A 23,623-nucleotide genomic window follows, 5' to 3' on the forward strand; every position below is an offset into this window, starting at 1 on the left:
ATTTCTCCTTCTCCCGAGTTGTATCCACATGTCCCCTTGTGCTCACAGGAAACGCCGGACGCTCACTTCAAGAGTATCTTTCCGGAGAATCTTGGCCAATGTCTGCCTGTAATGGAGTTATGTGCATTTTTACGGAGTTGAAGGAATCCTGCAGTTTAGGATATGATCAATGAAGTTGAGCAGCACTGAAAAGCATATTAAATCTCACACGTTTGAAGTGAAAATTATCACAATGTTAAAAATTCGACACTTTTTGGCGAAAATTTTTACCCATAATGAGGGATTTCAAGGTATAATTAATTTAAAATTTACTGAAAAACTGAGGGAATAAAGGGGATGTCGATTATGATCAAGGAACATTATAATGTTATCGAAGCCCACGGGAATACAAACTGTTTCTCCGAACAGAACTTCAACAGACTTCTTGTCACAATGAAAGAACGCATGGTCCCTGAAGGATCTCACTTGTTTTGGGAAGGCGACTACTCGGATAAATTGTTTTATATCAAACGTGGACGTGTTAAACTGACCAAATCTACTGACGAGGGTAAGGAACTTATTCTTTATATGTATCAGGCTGGTGATATGGTAGGTCAAGCAGACCCTTTCTTCAGCACGAAGCACAGCTTCACCGCAGAAGTGATTGAGGAGAGCGAGGTTGGTGTGATTGAGCAGAAGGATCTGGAGATTCTGATCTGCCAGCACTGTGATTTCGCCATTGACTTTATGAAATGGATGGGCATTCACCACCGTCTCACCCAGACGAAATTCCGTGATTTGATGATGTACGGCAAGCCTGGCGCACTTTGTTCGACGCTGATCCGCCTCGGCAACACTTACGGCGAGAAGAACGGCGACAACATTCTGATCAACAAAAAAATCACGCATACGGATCTGTCCAACATGATCGGTGCTACCCGTGAGAGCGTCAACCGGATGCTGAGCGACCTTCGCAAGAAAGACGCTGTGGAATACGAAAACGGCATGATCGTAATTAAAGATCTTGGCATGCTGCAGGAAATCTGCCACTGTGAATTATGTCCGAACGAAATTTGCCGTATTTAATTTCCTTGTAATAATACCCTCTATTCTCCTCAATGAAACATATAGGGCCCAAATTTTCTTCACAATAAAAATAGAGTGGTCTGAGACGCCTTGCGGGCGTCTTTTTTTCCGTTTGTATTGCCTTGAGGCAAAGCTCCATTTGTTAAGCTGTACTACATGGAGCCTCTTTTCATCTCCCATTCCCCATAATATCCAGCCTCTGGAGATAAGCTGCCTCCGCTTAGCCAACCTGCTGCAAGTACCGCCACCGGTGAAGCCGAATCCAGCGTAATGGCTGCCAGATCCACCCACTCCATCCCCAGTGAATCCTGCTCCGCGAATACTCCGATGGTAACAGCATGTTGAGGGTCCGTGATGTCCACAGTGTACAGCGCTGCGATGTGATGCATATGTGTAAAGTCATTCTCCTGATAGCGCACAAAAAAATCAAAGGTACCCAGACTGTCTCTCACCTTGACGGACAACCCGGTTTCCTCCATAAATTCTCTGACCAAGCCATCAGCCAGCGATTCATTCTCCTCCAGCCTTCCCCCGGGAAGATCATATCTTCCGGTATAAGCCCCTCTTCCTTTATGTATGACCAGCAGCCTGCCCTCACGTTCACAAATTCCATAAACCCCAAAATGATTGAAGCTCTTCATCGCAGATCTCTCCCTGTAAAAAATAACAATATGACTTAATGTAAAGTCCCCGTGCAGATACAGTTTAACAAAAAAACTGTCCTGCGGGCTATGACCCACAAGACAGTTATAGTTCCTTGCTATTCAAAACTTATCGTTACATTAACGTTTGCCTCGGGCAGCGCGCACCGGTGAAATCAGCCAATAGGCCATACCTACAAACACACCGCCACCGATGATATTGCCCAGGGTAACAGGAATCATGTTATGCAGCCAGCCGGCAATGCTGATGGTCTCCGGATGGTTCGGCAGCAGTACGGCTACGCTTAGCAGTGTCATGTTAGCCACACTATGCTCATATCCGCTGGCGATAAAGGCGAACAGACACCACCAGATCAGCACCAGCTTCGCCGCTTCACTTTTCGCTCGCGAGGACATCCACAAGGCCAGACAGACCAGCCAGTTACAGAGGATACCGCGGAAGAACAGCTCCGAGTAGGGCAGAGTCATTTTTTTGGCGGCAGCGGTAAAGATCAGATGCTCAGCAGGAGCTGCCTTGAACAGACCCGTTCCTTGAATCAGCAGCGCCAGAATGACCGCACCGGCAACATTGCCGACAAATACAATAATCCAGTTTTTTACCGTATCCCAGACACTGGTTCTTCCGGCAAGCGTACTTACGGTAAAAAACATATTGTTCCCGGTAAACAGCTCAGATCCGGCAAATACGACCAGTGTCAGTGCAATCCCGAAGGAGGTGCCCATCACAAGCGGCTGAAAAGGAGATTTGGCCGCCGCTAGCGGTGCGCCGAGTGAGAAAATAAGAATGATTCCGATCCCAACGTAAGCCCCGGCCAATAATGCAGCCAGAAAATACCTCGGCAGACTCTCGTTCATTTTGTCGCGTTTGCCTACTGCTGTTTCTACGATGTTCTCGACACTTTGCGTAAACATCTCTCCACCCCGCCATTCCTCATCTTAATTTAGCTTTGAAAAACTGCCTGTTGCAGGCTGACTTTCACGATATCTCCGTCAAGAGAAACGGGAAAGGTTGCTACTGTACCGTGGTCCGGTGCCTGAACCTCGCCGCTGCGAAGGTCAATCTTCCAGTCATACAGCGGATCGTACAAATAATGTCCCGATACGATTCCCTCAGCGAGAGGCCCACCCTTGGGATGAGGGCTGCTGTTCTCTACGGCATAGAAAGCTCCGTCCGAGGTGCGGAATATGGCCAGCTCCAGATTCCCGGCTGTTACAACACGTCCAATTTGCGGCAGGAAACTCTGTACCGGTCCTACGGCGTATTCTTGTTTTGCGCTATCCATTGTTCTCTCTCCTTTTGGGTTATGATTAGACTCTTGCCTTCTCAAACAGCGCGGTGCGGGTGCTGTCGTCATTCAGCATTTTTTTCCAAGGATCAGTTACCTGAGCCAGGGCAAAATCAATCCGTGCAGCCAGCTCCTTACGGTTGTCCTCATTGTTCAGAATCACGTTCTGGATATTTTCCAGTCCCATGCGTTCGACCCACTCCGAGGTTCTTTCCAGGTAGTTCCCGGTTTCACGGTAGTACTGAATCACGGCGGAGCAGATTTCGATCAGCTCATCATCGGTTTTCACCTTGCAGAAGGCATCGGCTATCCGTGGTTTGATCCCGCCGTTGCCGCCAATGAACACTTCCCAGCCGCCGTCGTTGCCGACGATGCCGATATCCTTCGTGCAGGATTCCGCACAGTTGCGCGGGCAGCCGTTGACTGCTATTTTGAATTTGGCCGGCAAATCAAGGCGTTCATATTTACGTTCAATAAAAGCTCCCATACCCATGGAATCCTGTGTCCCGAAGCGGCAGAACTGCGAACCTACACAAGTTTTTACCGTACGAAGCGATTTCGCATAGCCATAACCGGAAGGCATATCCAGCTCTTCCCATACTTTAGGCACATCCTCTTTTTGGATACCGACCAGATCCAGACGCTGACCACCGGTCACTTTTACAACCTTCACGTTATATTTCAAGGAAACATCGGCAATTCGTCTCAGGTCTTCCGGTGTAGTTACCCCGCCGTACATCCGTGGAATAACGGTAAAGGTACCATCTTTCTGGATGTTCGCACTCATCCGTTCATTGACGAACCGCGATTCCTTCTCATCCTCATGGGTATCCGGGTAGATCATGCCAAGATAATAGTTCACAGCCGGACGACATTTGGAGCAGCCTTCCGCTTGTTTCCAGCCCAGCACATTCATAACCTCTTTGGTCGTTTTCAAGCCTTTAGCGGTAATCTCTGCTACAATCTCATCGCGGCTCAAGGTGGTGCATCCGCAAATCCCCTGCTTCGCACTTTCCTGGAAGCTGTCACCGAGAACAAACTGCAGAATCTGCTCGACAACCGGCTTGCAGCCACCGCAGGAGCGGGTAGCTCCGGTGCAGGCTTTAATTTCGTCTACCGTGGTAAAACCGTTCTCCGTAACGGCATCAACGATCGCCTTCTTGGTCACGCCGTTGCAGCCGCAGACAATCTCCTCATCAGCCATCGTTTCGACTGACAAGCCTTTTTTCGCACTGCCTCCGCCGCAGCAGCCCGTGCCCATTACTTCGCCATAAATTTCGTCGGTCATTTCGGTGCCCTGCTTGACCAGCTTCTGCAGACTTGCGGATTCAGTCACATCGCCGAACAGAACTGCACCGACAATAATATTGTTTCTGAGCAGAATCTTCTTATAGGTTCTCTTCCATTCATCTTTAGCCGAAATGACGGTATGCTCCGCTGTTTCAGTGAAATCACCGGCAGAGAAGACATCCACCCCCGAGATCTTCAGCTTGGTGGCTACGACAGAACCTTCATACGGTTGGGTGGAGGCGCCGCACAAATGCTTCGCCAGCACCATCCCCTGCTCGAACAGTGGAGCTACCAGCCCGTAGCAGGTGCCGCGGTGCTCTGTACATTCTCCTACAGAATAGACATTCGCCATCGAGGTCTGGAGATAATCGTTCACGACAATTCCGCGGTTCACCGTGATGCCGCTGTCTTTGGCCAGTTGGACATTCGGTTTGATTCCGACCGCCATCACTACAAAATCTGATTGCAGCTCGGTTCCATCGCTGAAACGCAGGCCGTTTACCCGTTCCTCCCCGGTCAGCTCAACCGTCTGTTTGCCCATGGCAAACTTCACACCCTGGCGTTCAAGTTCAGCTTGAAGCATGGATGAAGCAGTATGGTCAAGCTGACGCTCCATCAAATCCTCCAGCAAATGCACGACGGTAACATCCATACCGAGGTTCACAAGTCCTTTGGCTGCTTCAAGACCAAGCAGTCCACCGCCAATCACAGCCGCTGTGCGGTATTGCTGTGCTGCAGCCAGCATGGCGTCGCAATCCGCAATGTCGCGGAAGCCTACAACTCCATCCTTTGTGCTGCCCGGTACCGGCAGAATGAATGAATTTGAACCTGTTGCAATAATAACTTTATCGTAAGGAACCGACATTCCATTATCTGTAACGATCTGACGGGAGGCTTCATCAATCCGGACAACAGTGGTTCCAGTATGCAGAGTAATATTGTTATCCTCGTACCACTGCCGGTCGTTCAGAATGATATCCTCAATGCTCTTGCTTCCTTCGAGGACATAGGACAGCATTATCCGGTTGTAGTTGGGATGAGGCTCGCTTCCAAAGATCGTAATATCATAAGCGCCGCCAAGCTTAAGGATCTGTTCGATAGTGCCTACGCCAGCCATACCATTCCCTATCAAAACTAACTTTTCTCTCTCCACGGTCACTGTTAAGACCCTCCTTAATGCTTCTGGATTTCTTCATATACATATCTGATAACAAAATTATACGTTTTAAATTTGAAGAGCATTTGTGATTCAAATCACAATAAATGTGAATCTTTTCACATATTTTTATGCCAGCGTATGTAAGGTTTTTTGCTGAAAGAAAAATAGCCAGCTTCCCTTATGCTACCGCTTGCATTAAGGAAATCTGGCTATGCTACTTATCATCTTACCGGAGAACCAGTGAAATCTCGAGTACATCTTGAGGTCTGAGCTTCATATCAATTCCGCTGTCAAGCAGCGTCTTGTCGTTCACTTTCAGCTTCCAGTCTTCACTGGTGAGCGGCGTGTACCCCATGACCGTGATTACCGTCTTGTTGTCTTCCGCCAACTGAACAATTCCGCTACTCTTCAGCAGACCCCTGACAGACAAGTCCTCGCTATAAGATAAAATATGTGAATGTGTCAGTTCAGGCTGCTCACTCCCGCCGTTCACTGTAAGAATAATGGGCAGAAGCGGGGCATCTCCGGCTGCCGGCTTCGCAGTAATAACAATCGCCTGCTCCCGCGAGACTGGACTATTCCAATCGGTTATGATTTTGCCGCCAAGCTGAATCTGCCAGATCATGTCCGGGGCAAGAAAAATTTTATTGACTGCCAGTATGCTAAATCCGTCTTCGGCAAAAGTAACGACACCGCTACTCTTCAGCAGCTCTATAAGCGTTATTCCTGGCTTGTATGCTTCGCTAAGCTGTCTCCCCGAGTTCCCTGCCAGCTCATTATCACCGGCCATTAGTGAAAAAGCAGGGCCTGCAGCCCCGGCTGCGGCATTGTTTCCGTTCGCATCTGAACCAAATGACGAGCATCCGCCTAGCGTCGCAATGATAATTAATCCTAACCATAAACGCCACAGAAATTTCGTGGACATTCCCGGCACCGCCCTCTTCCGCCCGATCATAACCTCAATCATTTTCTCAGGTCTTTAGTCATTATGTATACTATCTTTTAAGAATAACGCAAACTAGCTTTGTTCTCAAACGATAAATTTCGGGCGTTAATCAGGCAGCGAAACGGTGCAGAAGAAAAAAAGTCCCCGCAGGGACTTTGAGAACAGCATGCTCTATTTTACTGATAACGCAGGAACAAGATATTATTCTCCAGATGCACATGCTCGAAGGTCATTCCCTCTAACTCCTCCAGGCGGGCATAGGTCAGGCGGTAGGTTGTGCAGGCATGCTCTGGCGGAGTGAAGTCGTTCGTAACTCTGCGGAGCTCCCGCAAAATCTCACCGGCTCCGTCATGCTCTTCTTCCAGCGTATGCAGCAGCCCGCGCAGCTCGGCCAATCCTTCTTCGCTCGGATTCTCGGAGTAGGCCAGCATCTTAGGGAATTCGGATTCCTCCTCCTTCGCTGTATGCTGCAGCAAATCTTCCCGCAGGAGGTTAAACAACCGGTAAACTTCGCCCAGATGCGGAGAATCCTCGCCATGGACGCGGAATACCTTGGTTACATTCTGACTGATCAGGGGCAGCTCTTCGCGCAAGTACCGGTGATGCTTGTTCACAATATACTCAACCAGCTCAGCGGAAGATGCCTCATTCCATGCAGTGTCTACATCAAGCACAGGATGCTCTTTCAGCAGCTTATGCAGATCTGCAAGCAGTGTCTCCGGGTCAATCCCTTTCTCAGCTGCCACTTCGGCCAGCGGCTTTGCACCCCCGCAGCAGAAGTCGATCCGCTGTCCCTTGAAATAATCTGCCGCCTTCGGGAATTGCAGTACAATATCTCTGACCATGTCCGCTCCGGTAAACTGGATAGGCGCTGCCGCAGAATCGCTTCCCGCATTGTCCCGTGTTCCTGTAATTGTATTATTGAATTGATTGGCCGTCATAATGGCCCCTCCCTTACGTTATTGGTTTCTGTTACCCTTCCACCTTAACGCCCAGAGAAGCTCAAGCTAGTGATTGAACGCACTGAATATATAAAATTTTATTGAACGTCAAATGTAATATTTGATAACTTTGAAAATTCCGAAAGCTCTTCCACTTTTTCATTATAAGCACAAAACGCTTTGCTTAGAATTTTTAGATTTTTAACAAACTTATCATAATATCCAATTTCATTCATCAATCCCCTCATCCCTTCGGATAGATTTGTCAATCTTATATATTCTGCCTGCATATCAGGATCGTGTTCTAATCGGTGAATATAATCAGTAATTTTCTCTCTTTCGTTTACAAGTCCCTCGTCTGTTATGGTAAGCCGTTTCTCGATATAGTCATTAATATGTTTTTCATACTTTTCAATATCTTTAATTGTCAGCTTTTCATACATGTCGACTATTTCCTGTGGATATTTTATCACTTCGACTTCATCTAAGAATTTAACTATGGAAATCCACGCTTCCTCTTTTTCCGGCGTATCTATAGGTTCATTTAAGAAAGAACTGTATTGCATGATCAACATCTTCCCAAAGTTCCCTGGAAAAATACGCTCAATCTGCTTTTTCATAAAACCCTCTCTGCTACGCTCATCCAGCTCAAGAGTTTTATTCAGCACCGATAGTTGTTGTGTTAATTGCAGAAGTCCAATCTCATCAGAATCGAAACTGCTCAGGCTGGATCGAAGCACATTTTTGCTTTTTTCAAGTCTTTTGATCTCATTGTCAAGTCTTACTAAGTGTTGTTCTAAACAATCTTTTAACCTTTGAGGGTTCGATATCATGGTTTTGATATCCTTTAGAGGTACATCAAATTGTCTCAAAACAGATATTTGCACCAATACACCGGCATCACTTTGCGAATACTCCCGATAATTGTTTTCAGGATTAACATGAGGGCTTAGTAACCCTTCTTCCTCATAATAGTTTATTGCTTTTTTGGTAAGGCCCGTAATATCCATAATCGCACTTATTTTCATCAATAACACCTCCTTGTAATAAAATAAGCTAATACCCAAGGGAACAGTCAATAACTTATTTTCACAGCCATAGTTCAGATTGTCCGTACTTATTACTCTCAGCGATTTCAAGCCCAACTCAAAACAGCGCGCACCGATTGTGCCGGCACGCGCTGTTGTCATAGACATTCCCACTGGTTTATTTTTTATATTCTTACCATCCTTCTTGTTATCAAGCTTCGCTATCGAACCGTAGCCTGCATATACGTCCGTTTACCCTCAGAATCCTTCAAATAAGGTCCCAGACCGGCGAAGCGGGAATGGTCTACATAGACTCCTGTCATCCATCGCCCCTCAGTCAGGCCGCCATTCCACTGCAGTACAAGATCGGGAGCTGCGATCCATTCCTGATACACCCTTATGTTCTTTTCTTTATATTCTTTGCTGGGTTTGCCAATCTCGGCCAGCCTTAGATTATTCATATAGGTCGGTACGAAATACGTGGAAATCGTATCGAGATCATCGCCATCCAGAAAGGCTTCTTCGCCCAAGTATGGCTGAAGCAGCACCGTATTCTCATACAGCGACCATATTACAGCCTGCAGCACCATGCTCTGCCGGATGCCATTATGGAAGGTGAACCTGCGCTGCTGGCTGGAGCTGAGATTGTCCGGGACTGCCGATGGTTCCAGGCAATGCCGTTCACAGCCGATGCATTTCCAGCCGGCCGGGCTCTGGATCCATTTCTGAAACACGCTCCCGCTATCGTTATCTCCCTTGTATAAGGAAGATATGATTTCGTAGGGCACTCCAATCCACGCATCCCATAACGAGCCGGGAAGATGTCCGTGCAGCATAAACAACGTCTTGTCGTAAATGAGCTGAACTTTAATTGAGGCGGTCTCCAGCTCGGCAACATCGTCTTTTCCATATGTTATTTCCCGGGAAAACAAGGTGGTTTTCATCTTCCTCGCCTCCTAAAAGTTTTGTTAGCGTTACTTCTATCGAGTCCACTACGACAAAACTACTTCGAAAGCATACACTTAGTTTTGTTAGCGTTACTTCTATCGAGTCCACTACGACAAAACTTACTTCGAAAGCATACACTTAGTTTTGTTAGCGTTACTTCTTCGAGGCCACTACGACAAAACTCACTTCGAAAGCATACACTTAGTTTTGTTAGCGTTACTTCTATCGAGTCCACTACGACAAAACTCACTTCGAAAGCACATTCATATATTTGGTAACGCTCGCACACGTCCGGCAACAGTTTTTTCTATTATATTATATCCTGCGGTTGATTGTGCAAGTTTTATTTGAAAAAATTTGAATAAATTTGAAAAAGCCCCTTTTCCATGAAGCGGAAAAGAGGCGATCAATAGGACACTGAAGCGCGGGCTACTCGACCCAGCTCTCTGCCCAGGACTGAATTTGCTGCATAACCGGCTCAAGTGCGCGGCCCTTAGTGGTTAATTCGTACTCGATGCGCACCGGAGTTTCCGGATACACATGCCTTACCAGAATACCCTCACATTCCAGATCCTTCATTCGTTCGGACAGCATCTTATCGCTCATTGATGGAATCAGGCCGGAAATATCCTTAAAACGCTTCGGTCCACTCATCAATGTCTGGATAATCAGCCCATTCCAACGTTTGCCTAAGAAAGAGAAGGCCGTTTCGAATCTTGGGCACATCGTCAGCTGATGTTCTTCCATTGTTCTCACCTCTCACTTGTGAAACTTACAATTAGTTAGTATATATAATTTTACCACATTTATAGCGTAATGAACATCGTTTACCAAAAAAAAGTTCATTAGCCTACCTTATTATATCCCTGATGTCAATCCATGGTGCCTTGCGGCGGCTTTCGCTGTGCAATCGCCTCGGTTACCACGTAAGCCAGATCATCGTTGCTATAGAGGGACAACACTCCTAGAACCGTATCATCGGAGATAAAGCCTGCTTCCTCCTCGGGTACAGTCAGCGCCAGTGCCCTGCTGAGCGCGGCATTGCCCTCCTGCTGCGGGTAAGCCTGCAGATACAGCATATGCGGGTCTAATTTGTTGTTCACACACCATTGGGCAAATACGAGAATCATCATTTCCTCATCCCGTTTGTAGCTTTCGATAATCTGCTCTTCCATTGATTTGCTGTACTCGTCCATAGTGTGCTCCTTTCTGCTCTTCTGTCATTCGGCAAGCTTCGCTGCCAGCACATGGCTGGGCAGAACGGCGGAAGCTGAGATGCCGCATTGCTCCGGGGTATGAATATTGTTCAAAAAATGACTGACCACGCCGCTGAAGCCTCTCCGCTCCAGAATCGTATCCCAGCTTCCGAAGCTTTGGTTGCGTGGCAGGGAACCCTTCTCGAATAACGTAACCTTCTCCATGTCCACCACTTCTACTGATCTGCCGTTTCCGTGCAGCTCCAGCTTCTCAAGGTCAGCTCCGGCATCCCTGACCATACTGTACATTCCGCTCTCCCCGCTGGTCCAGGACAACATTCCGGAGGATTGAAGCAGCCTGCCTTCCCGATCGGACTTAAGATTGCTGTGAAGCAGCTCATAATCCCCGCCGCAGAGCCAGAGCAGCAGGTCCAGCATATGAATCAGATCATCATGCACAGTTTCACGGCTGCTGCCGGATTGCAGCTTCGCGCGGTGTTTGACCGCCTGACAATGGCTGATACCGCCGGCTTTAGTTAGCCAGGCCTTGGCTGCCATATACATCGGGGCATACCGGCGGTTGAAGCCTACAGCCAGAAGCAGTCCTTTGTCATCGGCCAGTTCCGCCATCCGCCGGGATTGTTCCAGCTCATAAGACAGCGGCTTATCTACATACACTGATAATCCGTGCTCCAGACACTGGGTCACAATCTCATAATGAGTAGGCGTGGGACTGTGCACGAAGACCGCATCAAGATCCCAGGACAGCAGCTCATTTAGATCGGTGGTGCCTTTGGGCAAGCGGTACATACCGACCGCTCCCTGAACCGTAGCCGGAGAATGGCTTAGCACTCCAACTACCTCGGCCTGGTCATGACGGGAGAGCAGCGGCAAATAGACTTTACGGGCGATATCCCCGATGCCGACCATCGCCACTCTTTTACGTGCAGTGTTATTCATCGTAGCATCTCCCCCTTCTGTCATTCTTAGATGTATTATACAGTGACAAGCTCATTCGACAAATGATCTTTGCTTCATTAATTACTTTTTTTTCAGTATGATGAGATGAATGAACGGAAGAAAGGGAATAGTAGAATGAGAAAATGGCTGATGGCTTTGCTGTATATTGCGGGTGTAATCCTTGTGTTTATCTATAGAAATGAAATCCTGGGCTGGCTGCGGGAGGATCACAATCTCCTCCTGTCGATCGGCGCGGCCACATTGCTGGCCTTTTTTCCTGTCATACCCTATAAGGCTGTCATCGCTTTATTCGGATATGCCTACGGAAGTGTAGCCGGCGCAGCCATCTGCTGGTTAGCGACCACTATAGCTGCCGCGGTAGTGTACGGCATCGTAAAATATATATTTCAAGACAGGGCGGGTACATACTTAGCCTCTATACCACTGCTTGAGAAATTCTCGTCTGCCGTACAGCGGCGCCCCTTTGCTTCCATCGTGCTTGCCCGTCTGACTCCGGTAATTCCGCAAATGGCGGTGAACATCTACGCCGGTGTATCCGGACTGCACTTCTGGAGTTATCTCACCGCTACCGGTCTAGGCAAAATCCCCGGCATATTGCTGTACGCCTTTCTTGGAGGACAGCTGTTCCTTCATCCGAAAAGCGCTGTTATAGCTATTCTGATCTATGTCGCCGTAATCGCACTGGCCGTATGGTCCCTCCGGCCCCGCCGTTCCTTGGAATAAAGAGTCAACTGAGCACACATGTAGCAGTGAGAGTCCCGGCAGCTATGAGGATGTTGCTTACAAGCATTCTGCCACACGAATGGCATCTGCTGGCAGAGTGATCTAATTTGCTTTATAATTAAATTGAATTGTGATCTATTTAATTGCATTCTATGAATGGAGGGATATTTATGAGTGATGTTCAGTCTAACCATATAGGCACCAAAACAGAAAAAGCGACTTTTGCGGGAGGCTGTTTCTGGTGCATGGTATCTCCTTTTGAGGAGCTGCCGGGTATTGTCGAGATCCTCTCCGGTTATACGGGCGGGCATACGGTCAATCCGACCTATGAAGAAGTGTGCTCAGAAACGACCGGGCATGTTGAAGCGGTACAGATTACTTTTAACCCGGATATTTTCCCATACAGCAAGCTGCTGGAGCTGTTCTGGCAACAGATAGACCCTACAGATGCCGGAGGACAATTCTATGACCGCGGAACTTCCTACGGCACGGCGATATTCACCCATTCGGAGGAGCAGTGCCAGCAGGCAGAAGCTTCCAAGGCTGCGCTACAGGCCAGCGGACGTTTCTCGGGGCCAATTGTAACTCCAATCCTGCCGGCTAAACCGTTTTACCCTGCCGAAGAGTACCACCAGGGTTATCATCACAAGAATCCCGGACACTACAAGCGTTACCGCAAGGGCTCCGGCCGGGATGCTTTTATCGAGAATCACTGGACATATCAGGAGGATAAGAACAGTCTGAAGGAACGTTTGACGCCGCTGCAATACGAAGTAACGCAGAACAACGCTACGGAATCGCCTTTCCGTAACGAATTCTGGGATCATCATGGAGACGGTATATACGTAGATATCATATCCGGTGAGCCGCTCTTCAGTTCCCATGATAAATTCGATTCCGATTGCGGGTGGCCCAGCTTTACCCGGCCAATCCGCGACTATTCGGTCAAGGAGAAAACCGATCTCAGCCACTTAATGATCCGCACGGAAGTGCGCAGCAAAACTGCCGATTCCCACCTTGGTCATGTGTTCAACGACGGTCCCGGTGAAAATGGCCTGCGGTACTGCATCAATTCGGCTGCCCTGCGTTTTGTGCCGAAAGAAGATCTGGAGAAGGAAGGCTATGGAGAGTACCGTGTGCTCTTCCAGCATGCCTGATTCATAACGAGCAGGAATTCTAAACATCTAACCCATACAAAAAAAAGAAACTCTGATTACAGAGTTTCTTTTTTTGTATTTGCTTATGCAGGGTCAAGCTTCGTAATAAGTGGTGCAAAATTAATCACTGAGAATTTATTCGCACTGGTTGGATCACCACTGCCTACAGCAACCTTTTGTGTTGTTGAGAGGCTGCTGGTCCAAGGGGTGTAATTTGCCCCGGCTGTGTCCGTACGCAGCTGGGTTTGGGAGAAGCTGGCCTGGCTGTACGAGCTGGCGCCTTGATCCTCCACACCGTGTATCATTTTCACTTTGTTATACGTCCCCAGCGCCTTCGACGCATTGCCGACATCCTTGTGGTCGGTCCAAGGGAGCGCCGCACCATTCAGATACAAGGTGGCTTGACGCGTGGAATGATCATAAGTGAGCTTAAGGTCAACCGTCTGGCCTTTGGCAAGACTCGATACAACTTGGGAATCATAGTACGTGCTGGTTCCTCCGTAGGAGGCTCCAAGAAACACTTTGAACCCGAGGTAAGAGTAGGAAATCCCCGCTTCAATGGAGGCATCTCCGATGCCCAAGTACCAGTCGACGTAGCCGTTTACCGGATTAATCGTTGTCGGCAGAATAAGCTTTGTTGTTACCCCTGTGTAGCTGGCTGCATTGGTAATTGTTCTAACTGCTCCGTGTCTGTTCATTCTTATCCATCTCCCTATACATATTAGTTAGTAGAAGCTGGCGCGCCATCTTTGCTTCTCATCTATTAGGGAAATTTCAAAAGAGAATTACAACCAAGCTCCAAAAAAACTTATCATCCCATACAGGGTGCTCATTCTTTATCCTTTATTCTCCGGTTCACCGCCATCTTCCTCGGGGGCAGTTCTATTCTCCGGCGCAGGCTCTGTGCTGCTGCGGTTCAGATTCTCCCTGTTCTGCTCCCGGTTGATCTGGCCGATCCGCTCCATATGCGTCTTCTCACGCTCCTTGGATTTTCTCCGGTACCAGAGGACAATCGCTGTAACCACTCCGCCTATAAGGAGCACCGGAAGTGCCGCTGCAAGGAAAACAACCAGCCACTGGAACATAATGGACAAAGCGTTCAGGCTGCTCTTGAGTGCATCCGATGCCCGCTCTAACAGCGGACCCTGCTCTTTCTTCTGCGTAACGGCAAGACTTTCGTCCGTCTGATAGAGGCGGAGCTCCACGGTGGAGAAGGAGACATTTTGATCAATATAACGCATTCTGCCTTTAATCTGTTCGATTTCCTCCTGAATCGCTCCAAGCTGGTTAGCGAAAGCGACCAGGTCGGCCGATTTGGTTGCTTTTTTCATAAACTCGATATACTGGTTCTCCATCAGCTGCTTAGCCTTAAGACGTGATTCCAGATCAACATATTCTTCTGAGACATCCTGCCCTGTAATGCTTTGCTGAATGTTCTCATTCTTGATCTTCTCCAGATTATCCAGAAAAGACGAGAATCCGGAAGCCGGCACCTTCAGAATAAAGGTCCCGCCCTTCTCGTATTCAGACATATTCTCCGAGAATTCAATAATATAGCCGCCGGCCAAAGTAATCATGTTACGTACATCACTTTGCGCTGAGGCATAGTCCTTTACCTCCATATTGAGGTTGGCCCGGTAGATCAGCTTCTTGTTCAGTCCGGCTGCAACATCGCTCCCGGTAAATCCGGAAGGTTGTTCAGCACCCTGTTCTGTACCAAGATTCTTGGCTGTACCGGTCTTGTTCGCATCGGTTTTCTGATCCTGTCCGCCTGCTGTTACTGTAGCAGACTCCGCCGAAGAATCCTTTGATTGAACCGAAGCAGCCGCAGGTACTGAATCTGCCGCCCCTCCCTCAGAGAAGGTGTTCGCACTGAGTTGATCAGCAGCCGAGTTGCTGTCGTCGCCTGAACCGCAGCCTGCCAGCACAACTGCTAGAACCAATAAAGATAAAAAGTAATGCAGACCCCATTTTCGCATTCTCATTCCTCCAAAAGTGTAGTGGAATTTCAGCTTCTTCTATATAAACTACCCCGGCGAAAGGCCCTTTGATCTCTGAGTCTCTTCCGCGTTATTTATTTTGACGTTCCAAAAGCTGGAAGGTTGCAGGAGATTAGAGAATTCCGGACCTTTTTTGATGTTTATTCCCAAAAATAACACCGTTTACATCGCAAACAGGATCATTCGAATGCTGAATGATCCTGTTTGCGAAATGAGGCTTTATTTGCTACAATAATCGTGTCTGAAAAGACACGAAACACCAAAAACCCTCTATTCACAAGGAATAAGGGCAGGGTTCTGTTCGGACAAGCTCCACCTTGCTGAACAGGACAAATCACAACGTTCTAATCATGTTGCCAATCCACTATAAGGGGAGGTGAACCCTCATGGCAAAAGACGTATTGTGCGCAGTGAACTCTTGCACCTATTGGGCAGAAGAGAACAAATGCAACGCTGAGTCCATTTTTGTTGCTTATCACAGCTCCAAAGAGCCTACACAGTCTGAAGAAACAGACTGCAAAACTTTCGAAAGTAAATAAGGGTAGACTTAGAAGGGACCCTCCACGGTTCCTTCTTTTCTGTTTCCCATTCTATCAAGAATGAGAATTATTATCAAGTGTTTATGCTAAAAAAGATCGCCGCAAAAAACCAATCCGGGGTGGAATACCCCGGATTGGTTTTTACAGTATATATGCCGACCCTAGCTGGACTTCCTCGGGATATTCAGCCCCCCTACGGATCACTGGGAAAATGTGCACCCGGTATAATGGACGTATCAGCGGCTGACCGCTCCGCTCTTCTCTCTGACAATCACGGCAGCCTGCACCATGTTGCGCAGCGCCGCTCCGGTTTCTTCCCAGCCCCGTGTCTTCAGGCCGCAGTCCGGATTAATCCAGAACTGTCCGGCATCAAGCACACGCAGCGCCCGCTCAATAGCCTGTGTCATTTCCTCTACCTTCGGTACACGCGGACTATGAATATCATACACACCAAGACCGATTCCCTTGTCATACTCCTGTTCTTCAAAGCTGACGATCAGCTCCCCATGGCTGCGCGAGGTCTCGATGGAGATTACATCGGCATCCATCGCCGAGATCGATCCGATCATGTCATTGAACTCACTGTAGCACATATGCGTATGGATCTGCGTGGTCGCCTTCACAGAGTTGGTAGCGATACGGAAAGATCTTACCGCCCAGTTCAAATAATGCTCATGATCTTCAGCCTTTAACGGCAGGCCTTCACGGATCGCCGGTTCATCCACCTGAATCATCTCGATTCCCGCTTCCTCAAGCGCCTGAACCTCATACCGCAGGGCAAGGGCGATCTGGTTGGCCACCTCTTCACGGCTGAGATCATCACGGACAAACGACCAGTTCAGAATGGTCACCGGACCGGTCAGCATCCCTTTTACCGGAAGACTGGTGAGCGACTGGGCGTACAGACTTTCCTTCACGGTCATAGGGCCGGTAAACGCAACATCGGCATAAATGACCGGCGGCTTCACACAACGTGAACCGTAGGATTGGACCCAGCCCCCTTTGGTAAAGAGGTACCCTGCCAGCTTCTCGCCGAAGAATTCAACCATATCCGTCCGCTCAAATTCACCGTGCACGAGCACATCCAGCCCGAGCTCCTCTTGAAAAGTAATCGCATCTGCAATTTGCTGGCGGATAAATCCGTCATAGCGCTCCTGATTCCAGACACCCTTGCGCCATTTGAGCCGGGCCTGGCGCACTTCAGGCGTCTGCGGGAAGCTGCCGATCGTCGTTGTCGGCAGCAGCGGCAGCTGCCACTTCTGCTGCTGCACCTTCACGCGTTCCGCGAAGGGCAAGCTGCGGCTGTCCGGCAGCTTATCCAGGCTGCTCACCTGCTCAGCCACATCCTGGCGCCCGCGTTCCGGCAAGGCGCGGAACACTTTCAGCGCCTCGCGGCTCTCGGCGAGCGCTGCGGCATAGACCTGCCCATCCTCGCCCGCCGCTGCTGCAATCAGACTCAGCTCCGCCAGCTTCTCGTCGGCGAAGGCCAACGCCTGCCGTACCGCAGGCTTTAACTTGTCCTCGCCTTGAACAGTTACCGGCACATGCAGCAGACTGGAGGATGGCTGGAGGATCAGCCGTTCGTCCGGCACATGGGACTTCAGCGCGCGGACCAGCTCAAGCTTGGCATCCAGATCGGAACGCCAAATATTGCGCCCGTCGATAATGCCCGCTCCCAGCCATTTGTCCTCTGGCCAGCCCAGACGCCGGATCGAGGCCAGATTAGCCCCGCCGTCATGGACAAAGTCCAGTCCGATACCCTGCACAGGCAACTCCAGCAGCGCTTCCAGCGGCTCTGCGGCTTCAAAGTAAGTCTGCAGCAAGACATGAAGTCCGGGCACTGCTGCAGCGATCTCTCTGTAGATAGTTCCCAGCAGTTCAACTTCTTCCGCGGTTAAGCCGGTTACGATAGCCGGTTCGTCGATCTGTACCCAAGCCACGCCTTCCTGCTGCAGCTCCTGCAGCAGCTGCACATACACCGGCAGGAAACGGGCAGCAACCTCTGCAATTTGATCGGCAGCGAACCCCTTGGAGAGCTTCAGGAAGGTATAGAGTCCGACTATAACCGGCTTGCCTTCAATACCCGCCTGCTCTTTGGCGAAACGGTAGGCAGCGAGCGGTTTGTTCTCAATCAGGCGGGGAGTCTGCCCGCCGATTTCCGGCACGATATAATGGTAATTCGTATTGAACCATTTGGTCATCTCGCAGGCAGGGGCGGCCGAATTGCCGCGCGCCATGGCGAAGTACAGATCGAGCGGAATGTCTCCGCCATCGTAGGCATATCGCGGAGGAACAATGCCAAACATAGCAGCGGTATCCAGCACATGGTCATAAAAGGTGAAATCATTGACAGGAATCAGTGCGATCCCGGCCTGCTGCTGTGTCTTGAGGTGCTGAAGCTGAATCCCGGCCATTTCCGCGCGGAAGGCTTCTTCATTGATTTTGCCGCTCCAGTAAGCCTCCAGCGTGTTTTTCCACTCCCGGTTCTTTCCGATTCTCGGATAACCGAGGCTGCTCGTCTTGATGTTGTTTGTCATTACAGTCACTCCCTTGTCTATAGTAAATGCCTTAAGCTTTAGTTAATGATCTCAGTCGGTATCGATAATAAAGAGCGTCTTCCCCTAACCAGGCCGCAGGGAAAGACGCCCATGGGCTGCCAATGGGTAACGTCTTAACACCTCCCTATCTTCCGTAGGTACTGCAGTGCTGTTGAGACAGGCAGGTCTCCTGGCTAGCGGCGTCGGCATCCATCAGCAAGTCTTCCCGGCGAAGTAGATATGGCCAGTGACATGGGCTGCTATGAACTCTTCCGTTACAGTGGCGGGACCGCATCGGCTTGTCACCGAATTTCCCTATTAAGCCTCCGGGCCTTTCTGATACTCCGGCTGGCGCCTGTCTCCGATATTTGCAAATTGTATTCATCCCGTAATCTGATGCCATCATACTGAATCCGATACCTTATCCGCAACAGATTTACGGGTATTCCCGTTATACACATTCTCTATAGCTGGCGCCGTGCAGGCTCATTTTGCGGCGATTCTGCCGCACATTCCCTCACAGCCTCTCTTCAAGAAGCAGCTTCAGCGAACGTTTGGTGTACAGCAAAAAGAACCGGCTGTACCGTCCTTGTTAAGGAGGTACAGCCGGTTCCTTTTCGATAAATGATAGCAGTCAACGGACTGTTTCAAACTGTCTTTTAGAACCAGACGAGGTAGACTACCCCGGCAAGAACGAGACGGTAAATCGCAAACGGCATGAGCTTGATCCGGTTGATCAGCTTCAGGAAAAACTTCATAGAGAGCAGCGCGAACAGGAAGGCACTAATGAACCCGGCAATAAAAAACGGCAGGGCATCTATCGTAAAATACTGCCAGTTCTTGACCAGTGAAATCAGACTCGCACCCGCCATAATCGGCACTGCCATAATAAAGGTGAAATCGGCAGCCGCACGGTGGCTCATACCCAGCAGCACACCACCTGAGATGGTCGATCCGGAGCGTGAAAAGCCGGGCCAGAGCGACAAGCATTGGATCAAACCTACCGATAGCGCCTGTCTATATGTAATTTGGTCAACACTCTCTGTCTTGATTTTTTTGGGGGCGAACCGGTCGGCAAAAATCATGAATATTGCACCAATGACCAGACCGATCAGCACCGTTGATGTTGAAAATAAATGCTCATCGATGTAATCCTCGAACAGAAAACCGAGGATTCCTGCAGGGATAAGTCCTACAATGACCTGCGCCAGCTTCAGCCGGCCTTCCGTCTCCACCGGAGGTTGTCCTTCCGGCACCGCCGTCAGCTCCTTGCGGCTGAATCGTTTGAGACCCAGCAGGTCGATGAACCGGTTGCGGAAAATGATGACTACCGCCAGGATCGAACCCAGCTGGATGACTACTTTGAACGTGTTCGCCGCATATTTTCCGAGAAATTCCTGGGATTTCAGCCACATATCATCCACGATTACCATATGGCCGGTCGAGGATACCGGAGCAAATTCAGTTAATCCTTCTACAATTCCCAAAATGATGGCTTTCATGATAGTCAGCAGCTCCATATTGATCCCCTCCTTTTTGTTGACCTCACCCTATGCGAGGCTTTAAATGTTCTGCGAAACCTGTGAATTTAATTAATCTGTGGTATCTACCGGTTTTCTACCGGACTGGCGTTTGCGGAAATAGAGCACACCACCCACAACAACTCCCACAGCAATCAATACGTAGACGACACTCGAGTAAGCTTCCATGTACACGCCAATATCCTCCCAGGATTCTCCCAGCGCAGCACCCAGCAGAATAAGCAGCACATTCCAGCCGAGCGTCCCAATCGTCGTAAACAGCATGAATAATCCGAATTTCATCCCCGACATTCCGGCAGGAATGGAGATCAGACTCCGCACCAGCGGAATCATCCGGCAGAATAATACCGTCCAGTAGCCGTATTTGTCGAACCAGGCATCCGCTTTGCGGATATCTTTTCCGCTTATCCGGAGCAGTCCGCCCCAGCGGTCCACAATCCGCTCCAGTCTGTTCACGTCCAGCATCCGGCCGATCCAGTACAGCACAAGCGCTCCCAGCAGCGAGCCGGCCGTTGAGGCGATCAGCACGCCGGGGATGGTCATCCCGGAAGTGGTTGTCATGAAACCGCCGAACGGAAGGATTACCTCCGAGGGAATAGGCGGAAAAATATTTTCCAGGGCCAGCATCAGAAAAATGCTCAGATAGCCGAACTGTTCCATAAAATCGGTAATCCATGTTTTCATATCGTGCTCCTCCGCGTTCAGATGAGATTTTTTTTGAGATTGCGCAAATAACGGCTGCGGATAAGGAAGAAGTATAACCCCTGCGCAGCCAGGTAGCCGATAAGCACCGCGCCCGTTTCGGCAGCGATGGACAGATAGAACAGCCGCTGCAGCGCAATAAAGGCGAACAAGCTATGCAGGATGGCTAGCCCCACCGGAACAAAGAACATCAGGGACAATTGCAGGGTCACAGTCCGGTCCAGTTCCTGGTCGGTCAGGCCCATTTTGGACAAGGTCGAATACTGCAGCCGGTCATGGTCAAGATCCATGTACAACCGGAAGTACAAAAAGCTGCCTGCGGCGATAAAAAAAACTGTGCCGACCAAAAGTGAAGCGAACAGCATCGTACTGTATAGTGTCTGCTGAATTTCGAACAGCGTGCCGCTGACCACAACGGCATAAGGGGATTTGCTCTCGTAGGACACTTTGCCTTTGTCCGCAAGTCCCGAAGCAATGCCAACCGTCTGTTGGAATGGGTCCATATAGAACCCGGTATACAAATCGCTTTGCACGGGATCAATGGCGGAGAACAAGCTGTCACTGACGACAACTCCGCTGAAATCACCGCCATCCCTCCCGTCCAGCTCCGGCAGCAGATATTCAGCAATCGGCACATGCTCCGTATATCCGATCTCCTGAATATCTACTCCCTGCTTCAGCTTATAGAGGGCATGAACCCGATCAGAGGTCAGGCTGCGGTCACGCTGGGAACCGATCATGACCAGACCTTCGTTCCCCATGAGCGGCTGCTCACGGGAGGTAAATCCGGCTTGCTGGAGCGCCTGTTTGTAATCACTGTAAGCCATCAGCGGCAAACGCTCTGTACGGTCAGGACCGGTCTGAGACTCTACTTCCGCATATTTGATTTGGATCTCCAGCGAGCGATAGGGAAGATTCAACCGCTCCAGTTCCGCTTTTATCCCGCTTAAATCCTCTTCCGCAGCGGACCCGGCCTCATTGCCCTTGGCCACATAACCGACCGCTGCCGGATAGTCCAGCTTCAGCTCTTTGGAGAGTGTATGAATAGAAGCAAATACCCCGACAGAGGTGAAGGATACCGCCGAAACAATCGTCACCATAAAAAACATCCGCCCGTTGTCTTTCCAGCGGTAGGTTAAGCCCGAGAGCGTAATAATGTTTGTCTTATGCCAATAAAACCGCCGGACTTTCCTCATTATCCTAACCACATATAGACTAAGCTGTGTATAGAACAAGTAAGTGCCGGCGACCGTAATCGCCACTACCGGAAACATCACTCTCTCCACCGATGCTGCGGTCGTGGTAGCGGCCAGAACATAGCCTCCAAGCAGCAGCAAGCCAGAAGTGAACGCCAGTAAGGCAGACACCCGCGGCTCCTTGTCTCCTTTGCGTCCGCGCTGAAACAAACCTCTCGCCGACTCGTTCCCGATAAAGGCAAAGGTACTTAACGAGATCAGCATGAACAGCAGAGCAAAGCTGCAAATCGTCAGTACCGGCGCATGCCAGGAAAGATAAAATTCCAGCGGGCCAATGCCCAGGAACCCCGCCCCAATCATCAGGAACAGCTTGCCCAGCAGCAGACCGAGCAAAGTGCCGGTGAGAATGGCGGAGCTGCCGATCATCATATTCTCCAAAAAGACCATCAGGTTCAGCTGCCGCTTCGTCATGCCGTGCATCAGCAGGATGCCGAATTCCAGCTTACGGGACTGCAGAAAAGACCCTACGGACACCAGCACGAACAGTGAACAAAATACAAAGATGATTCCCTCAGCCACCATCATGGTGTCAGCCGCCGTATCCAGGATCATATCACCCGAAATCGCCGGATGAAATATAAACAGTGCGCAGAGAAAAAAGATCATTACGGAAAATGCGCTGCTGACAAAATAAGCGGCGTATTTACGCTTATTCCGCGTTACATTTCTATAAGCGAACTGCCGAAAGGTCATGGCTTGCTCCTCCCAGCAGCGACAGCATGTCGATGATATTCTGGAAGAAAGCCGGCCTGCTGCTGCCCCGGTACATCTCGCTGTAGAAACGTCCGTCCTTGATAAAGATGACCCGGTGGCAAAAGCTCGCCGCCACTGCGTCATGGGTGACCATCAGCACCGTTGCCCCTTCCGCTTCATTCACTTCAGCCAGCAGGCTCATCACTTCGGCCGCTGTTTTGGAGTCCAGGCTGCCCGTAGGCTCATCGGCCAGAATCAGCGCCGGCCGGTGAATCATTGCCCGGGCAATCGCCACCCGCTGCATCTGCCCGCCGGAGATTTCATACGTCCGTTTATGAAGAAGCGGACCGATGGCCAGCCGCTCAGCCACCTCTTGCAGCCTGTGTTCCATTTCCGGAAGCGGCACCCCGGTGAGCGTCAGCGGCAGCACGATATTTTCTTCTACGGTAAGCGTATCAAGCAGATTGAAATGCTGAAAGACGAAACCCAGCTCCTTCCGCCGGAAGAGCGCTTTGTCCTTGCGCCCGAGCGCATTCGGATTTCCGCCGTTAATCATTACCTCGCCTGAGGTAGGCTCGTCGATCGTGGCGATCACGTTGAGCAGTGTTGTTTTCCCACTGCCTGAAGGTCCCATAATACCTACAAACTCACCCTTCTCCACGGCAAAACGAATATGGTTCAGCGCATGAATCGATACCTTGCCCTCATATATTTTGGATAAATTATGGACGTCTAATATGGGCAAGTGCTTCCGCTCCTTCGTTCACCTGATCGTTTTGGATTGACTTCATTATACAAACTGTAAACTACAGCTGCTATTTCTGAAACTTACAGTCACCTTACATTATTGTAAGCAGAATAGAGTTGACAGAATTCCGGTACGCTGCAGCCGTTTCCTCTGTATCTATCAAACCACAGGCGTATGATGCTATAATAGTTGAATATTTAATTTCATGAGTCGGTATATAGCCGG

22 protein-coding genes and 1 riboswitch are annotated in these 23,623 nt (G+C 49.6%); of the genes, 4 read left to right on the forward strand and 18 right to left on the reverse strand.

The window, feature by feature from the left end:
* Positions 1-345: 345 nt before the first annotated feature.
* A complete protein-coding gene (locus tag ACAN56_RS04650) occupies positions 346-1,065 on the forward strand; it encodes a Crp/Fnr family transcriptional regulator (RefSeq protein WP_379140765.1) in 720 nt (239 codons plus the stop codon).
* 152 nt (positions 1,066-1,217) lie between these two features.
* On the opposite strand, the gene ACAN56_RS04655 is transcribed toward ACAN56_RS04650, so the two are convergent.
* From ACAN56_RS04655 to ACAN56_RS04705, 11 genes are all read right to left on the reverse strand, one after another.
* On the reverse strand, positions 1,218-1,706 hold the full coding sequence (locus ACAN56_RS04655) for an NUDIX hydrolase (RefSeq protein WP_076108850.1): 489 nt from the start codon (positions 1,704-1,706) through the stop codon (positions 1,218-1,220).
* Between the two features lie 141 nt (positions 1,707-1,847).
* Positions 1,848-2,639, reverse strand: a complete 792-nt coding sequence (locus ACAN56_RS04660; RefSeq protein ID WP_379140769.1) for a formate/nitrite transporter family protein — start codon at positions 2,637-2,639, stop codon at positions 1,848-1,850.
* Between the two features lie 29 nt (positions 2,640-2,668).
* A complete protein-coding gene (nirD, locus tag ACAN56_RS04665) occupies positions 2,669-3,010 on the reverse strand; it encodes a nitrite reductase small subunit NirD (protein ID WP_038594983.1) in 342 nt (113 codons plus the stop codon).
* Positions 3,011-3,035: 25 nt separating this feature from the next.
* The gene (gene nirB / locus ACAN56_RS04670) at positions 3,036-5,462 is read right to left on the reverse strand and encodes a nitrite reductase large subunit NirB (RefSeq protein ID WP_038594985.1); all 2,427 of its coding nucleotides are present in this window, start codon (positions 5,460-5,462) and stop codon (positions 3,036-3,038) included.
* A gap of 226 nt (positions 5,463-5,688) precedes the next feature.
* Positions 5,689-6,387, reverse strand: coding sequence for a hypothetical protein (locus ACAN56_RS04675; RefSeq protein ID WP_038594987.1), 699 nt, complete (start codon positions 6,385-6,387; stop codon positions 5,689-5,691).
* Positions 6,388-6,584: 197 nt separating this feature from the next.
* On the reverse strand, positions 6,585-7,253 hold the full coding sequence (ric, locus tag ACAN56_RS04680; protein WP_379141402.1) for an iron-sulfur cluster repair di-iron protein: 669 nt from the start codon (positions 7,251-7,253) through the stop codon (positions 6,585-6,587).
* A 194-nt stretch (positions 7,254-7,447) separates the two neighbouring features.
* Positions 7,448-8,539: a MerR family transcriptional regulator gene (locus tag ACAN56_RS04685; RefSeq protein WP_379140774.1), complete on the reverse strand. Its 1,092-nt coding sequence runs from the start codon at positions 8,537-8,539 to the stop codon at positions 7,448-7,450.
* A 59-nt stretch (positions 8,540-8,598) separates the two neighbouring features.
* On the reverse strand, positions 8,599-9,321 hold the full coding sequence (locus tag ACAN56_RS04690) for a hypothetical protein (protein ID WP_038594989.1): 723 nt from the start codon (positions 9,319-9,321) through the stop codon (positions 8,599-8,601).
* 433 nt (positions 9,322-9,754) lie between these two features.
* Positions 9,755-10,072, reverse strand: coding sequence for a winged helix-turn-helix transcriptional regulator (locus ACAN56_RS04695; RefSeq protein ID WP_038594991.1), 318 nt, complete (start codon positions 10,070-10,072; stop codon positions 9,755-9,757).
* Between the two features lie 125 nt (positions 10,073-10,197).
* Positions 10,198-10,521 carry a hypothetical protein gene (locus ACAN56_RS04700; protein WP_038594993.1) on the reverse strand — a complete coding sequence of 108 codons (324 nt, stop codon included), beginning with the start codon at positions 10,519-10,521 and terminating at the stop codon, positions 10,198-10,200.
* 24 nt (positions 10,522-10,545) lie between these two features.
* On the reverse strand, positions 10,546-11,481 hold the full coding sequence (locus tag ACAN56_RS04705; protein ID WP_379140778.1) for a Gfo/Idh/MocA family protein: 936 nt from the start codon (positions 11,479-11,481) through the stop codon (positions 10,546-10,548).
* A gap of 135 nt (positions 11,482-11,616) precedes the next feature.
* Here ACAN56_RS04705 and ACAN56_RS04710 point away from each other — a divergent pair, with 135 nt between their 5' ends.
* Both ACAN56_RS04710 and msrB read left to right on the forward strand, forming a co-directional pair.
* Positions 11,617-12,225 (forward strand): TVP38/TMEM64 family protein, encoded by a 609-nt coding sequence (locus ACAN56_RS04710; RefSeq protein ID WP_379140780.1) that lies wholly within the window; start codon positions 11,617-11,619, stop codon positions 12,223-12,225.
* A 170-nt stretch (positions 12,226-12,395) separates the two neighbouring features.
* The gene (gene msrB, locus ACAN56_RS04715; RefSeq protein ID WP_379140782.1) at positions 12,396-13,382 is read left to right on the forward strand and encodes a peptide-methionine (R)-S-oxide reductase MsrB; all 987 of its coding nucleotides are present in this window, start codon (positions 12,396-12,398) and stop codon (positions 13,380-13,382) included.
* Positions 13,383-13,465: 83 nt separating this feature from the next.
* Here the strand turns inward: msrB and ACAN56_RS04720 are convergent, their stop codons facing one another.
* Together ACAN56_RS04720 and ACAN56_RS04725 are read right to left on the reverse strand one after the other, a co-directional pair.
* Complete coding sequence (locus ACAN56_RS04720) at positions 13,466-14,080, reverse strand: hypothetical protein (protein WP_052092225.1); 615 nt, start codon at positions 14,078-14,080, stop codon at positions 13,466-13,468.
* 138 nt (positions 14,081-14,218) lie between these two features.
* Positions 14,219-15,361: a DUF4349 domain-containing protein gene (locus tag ACAN56_RS04725; protein WP_379140784.1), complete on the reverse strand. Its 1,143-nt coding sequence runs from the start codon at positions 15,359-15,361 to the stop codon at positions 14,219-14,221.
* 407 nt (positions 15,362-15,768) lie between these two features.
* On the opposite strand from ACAN56_RS04725, the gene ACAN56_RS04730 reads away from it, so the two are divergent.
* On the forward strand, positions 15,769-15,921 hold the full coding sequence (locus ACAN56_RS04730; RefSeq protein WP_076108838.1) for a DUF1540 domain-containing protein: 153 nt from the start codon (positions 15,769-15,771) through the stop codon (positions 15,919-15,921).
* Positions 15,922-16,157: 236 nt separating this feature from the next.
* Here the strand turns inward: ACAN56_RS04730 and metE are convergent, their stop codons facing one another.
* The 5 genes from metE to ACAN56_RS04755 form a co-directional block, all read right to left on the reverse strand.
* On the reverse strand, positions 16,158-18,458 hold the full coding sequence (gene metE / locus ACAN56_RS04735; RefSeq protein ID WP_379140787.1) for a 5-methyltetrahydropteroyltriglutamate--homocysteine S-methyltransferase: 2,301 nt from the start codon (positions 18,456-18,458) through the stop codon (positions 16,158-16,160).
* A gap of 163 nt (positions 18,459-18,621) precedes the next feature.
* Positions 18,622-18,832, reverse strand: a riboswitch (cobalamin riboswitch).
* Positions 18,833-19,117: 285 nt separating this feature from the next.
* On the reverse strand, positions 19,118-19,978 hold the full coding sequence (locus tag ACAN56_RS04740; protein ID WP_038595003.1) for an undecaprenyl-diphosphate phosphatase: 861 nt from the start codon (positions 19,976-19,978) through the stop codon (positions 19,118-19,120).
* 72 nt (positions 19,979-20,050) lie between these two features.
* Positions 20,051-20,683, reverse strand: coding sequence for a DedA family protein (locus ACAN56_RS04745; protein ID WP_379140789.1), 633 nt, complete (start codon positions 20,681-20,683; stop codon positions 20,051-20,053).
* Between the two features lie 17 nt (positions 20,684-20,700).
* Positions 20,701-22,650 (reverse strand): ABC transporter permease, encoded by a 1,950-nt coding sequence (locus ACAN56_RS04750; RefSeq protein WP_038595007.1) that lies wholly within the window; start codon positions 22,648-22,650, stop codon positions 20,701-20,703.
* Positions 22,625-23,395, reverse strand: coding sequence for an ABC transporter ATP-binding protein (locus tag ACAN56_RS04755; protein WP_076108833.1), 771 nt, complete (start codon positions 23,393-23,395; stop codon positions 22,625-22,627). The genes ACAN56_RS04750 and ACAN56_RS04755 overlap by 26 nt, the downstream gene beginning before the upstream one ends.
* Positions 23,396-23,623: the final 228 nt, after the last annotated feature.

Source organism: Paenibacillus paludis (assembly GCF_042610515.1).
Lineage (GTDB): Bacteria > Bacillota > Bacilli > Paenibacillales > Paenibacillaceae > Paenibacillus_AQ.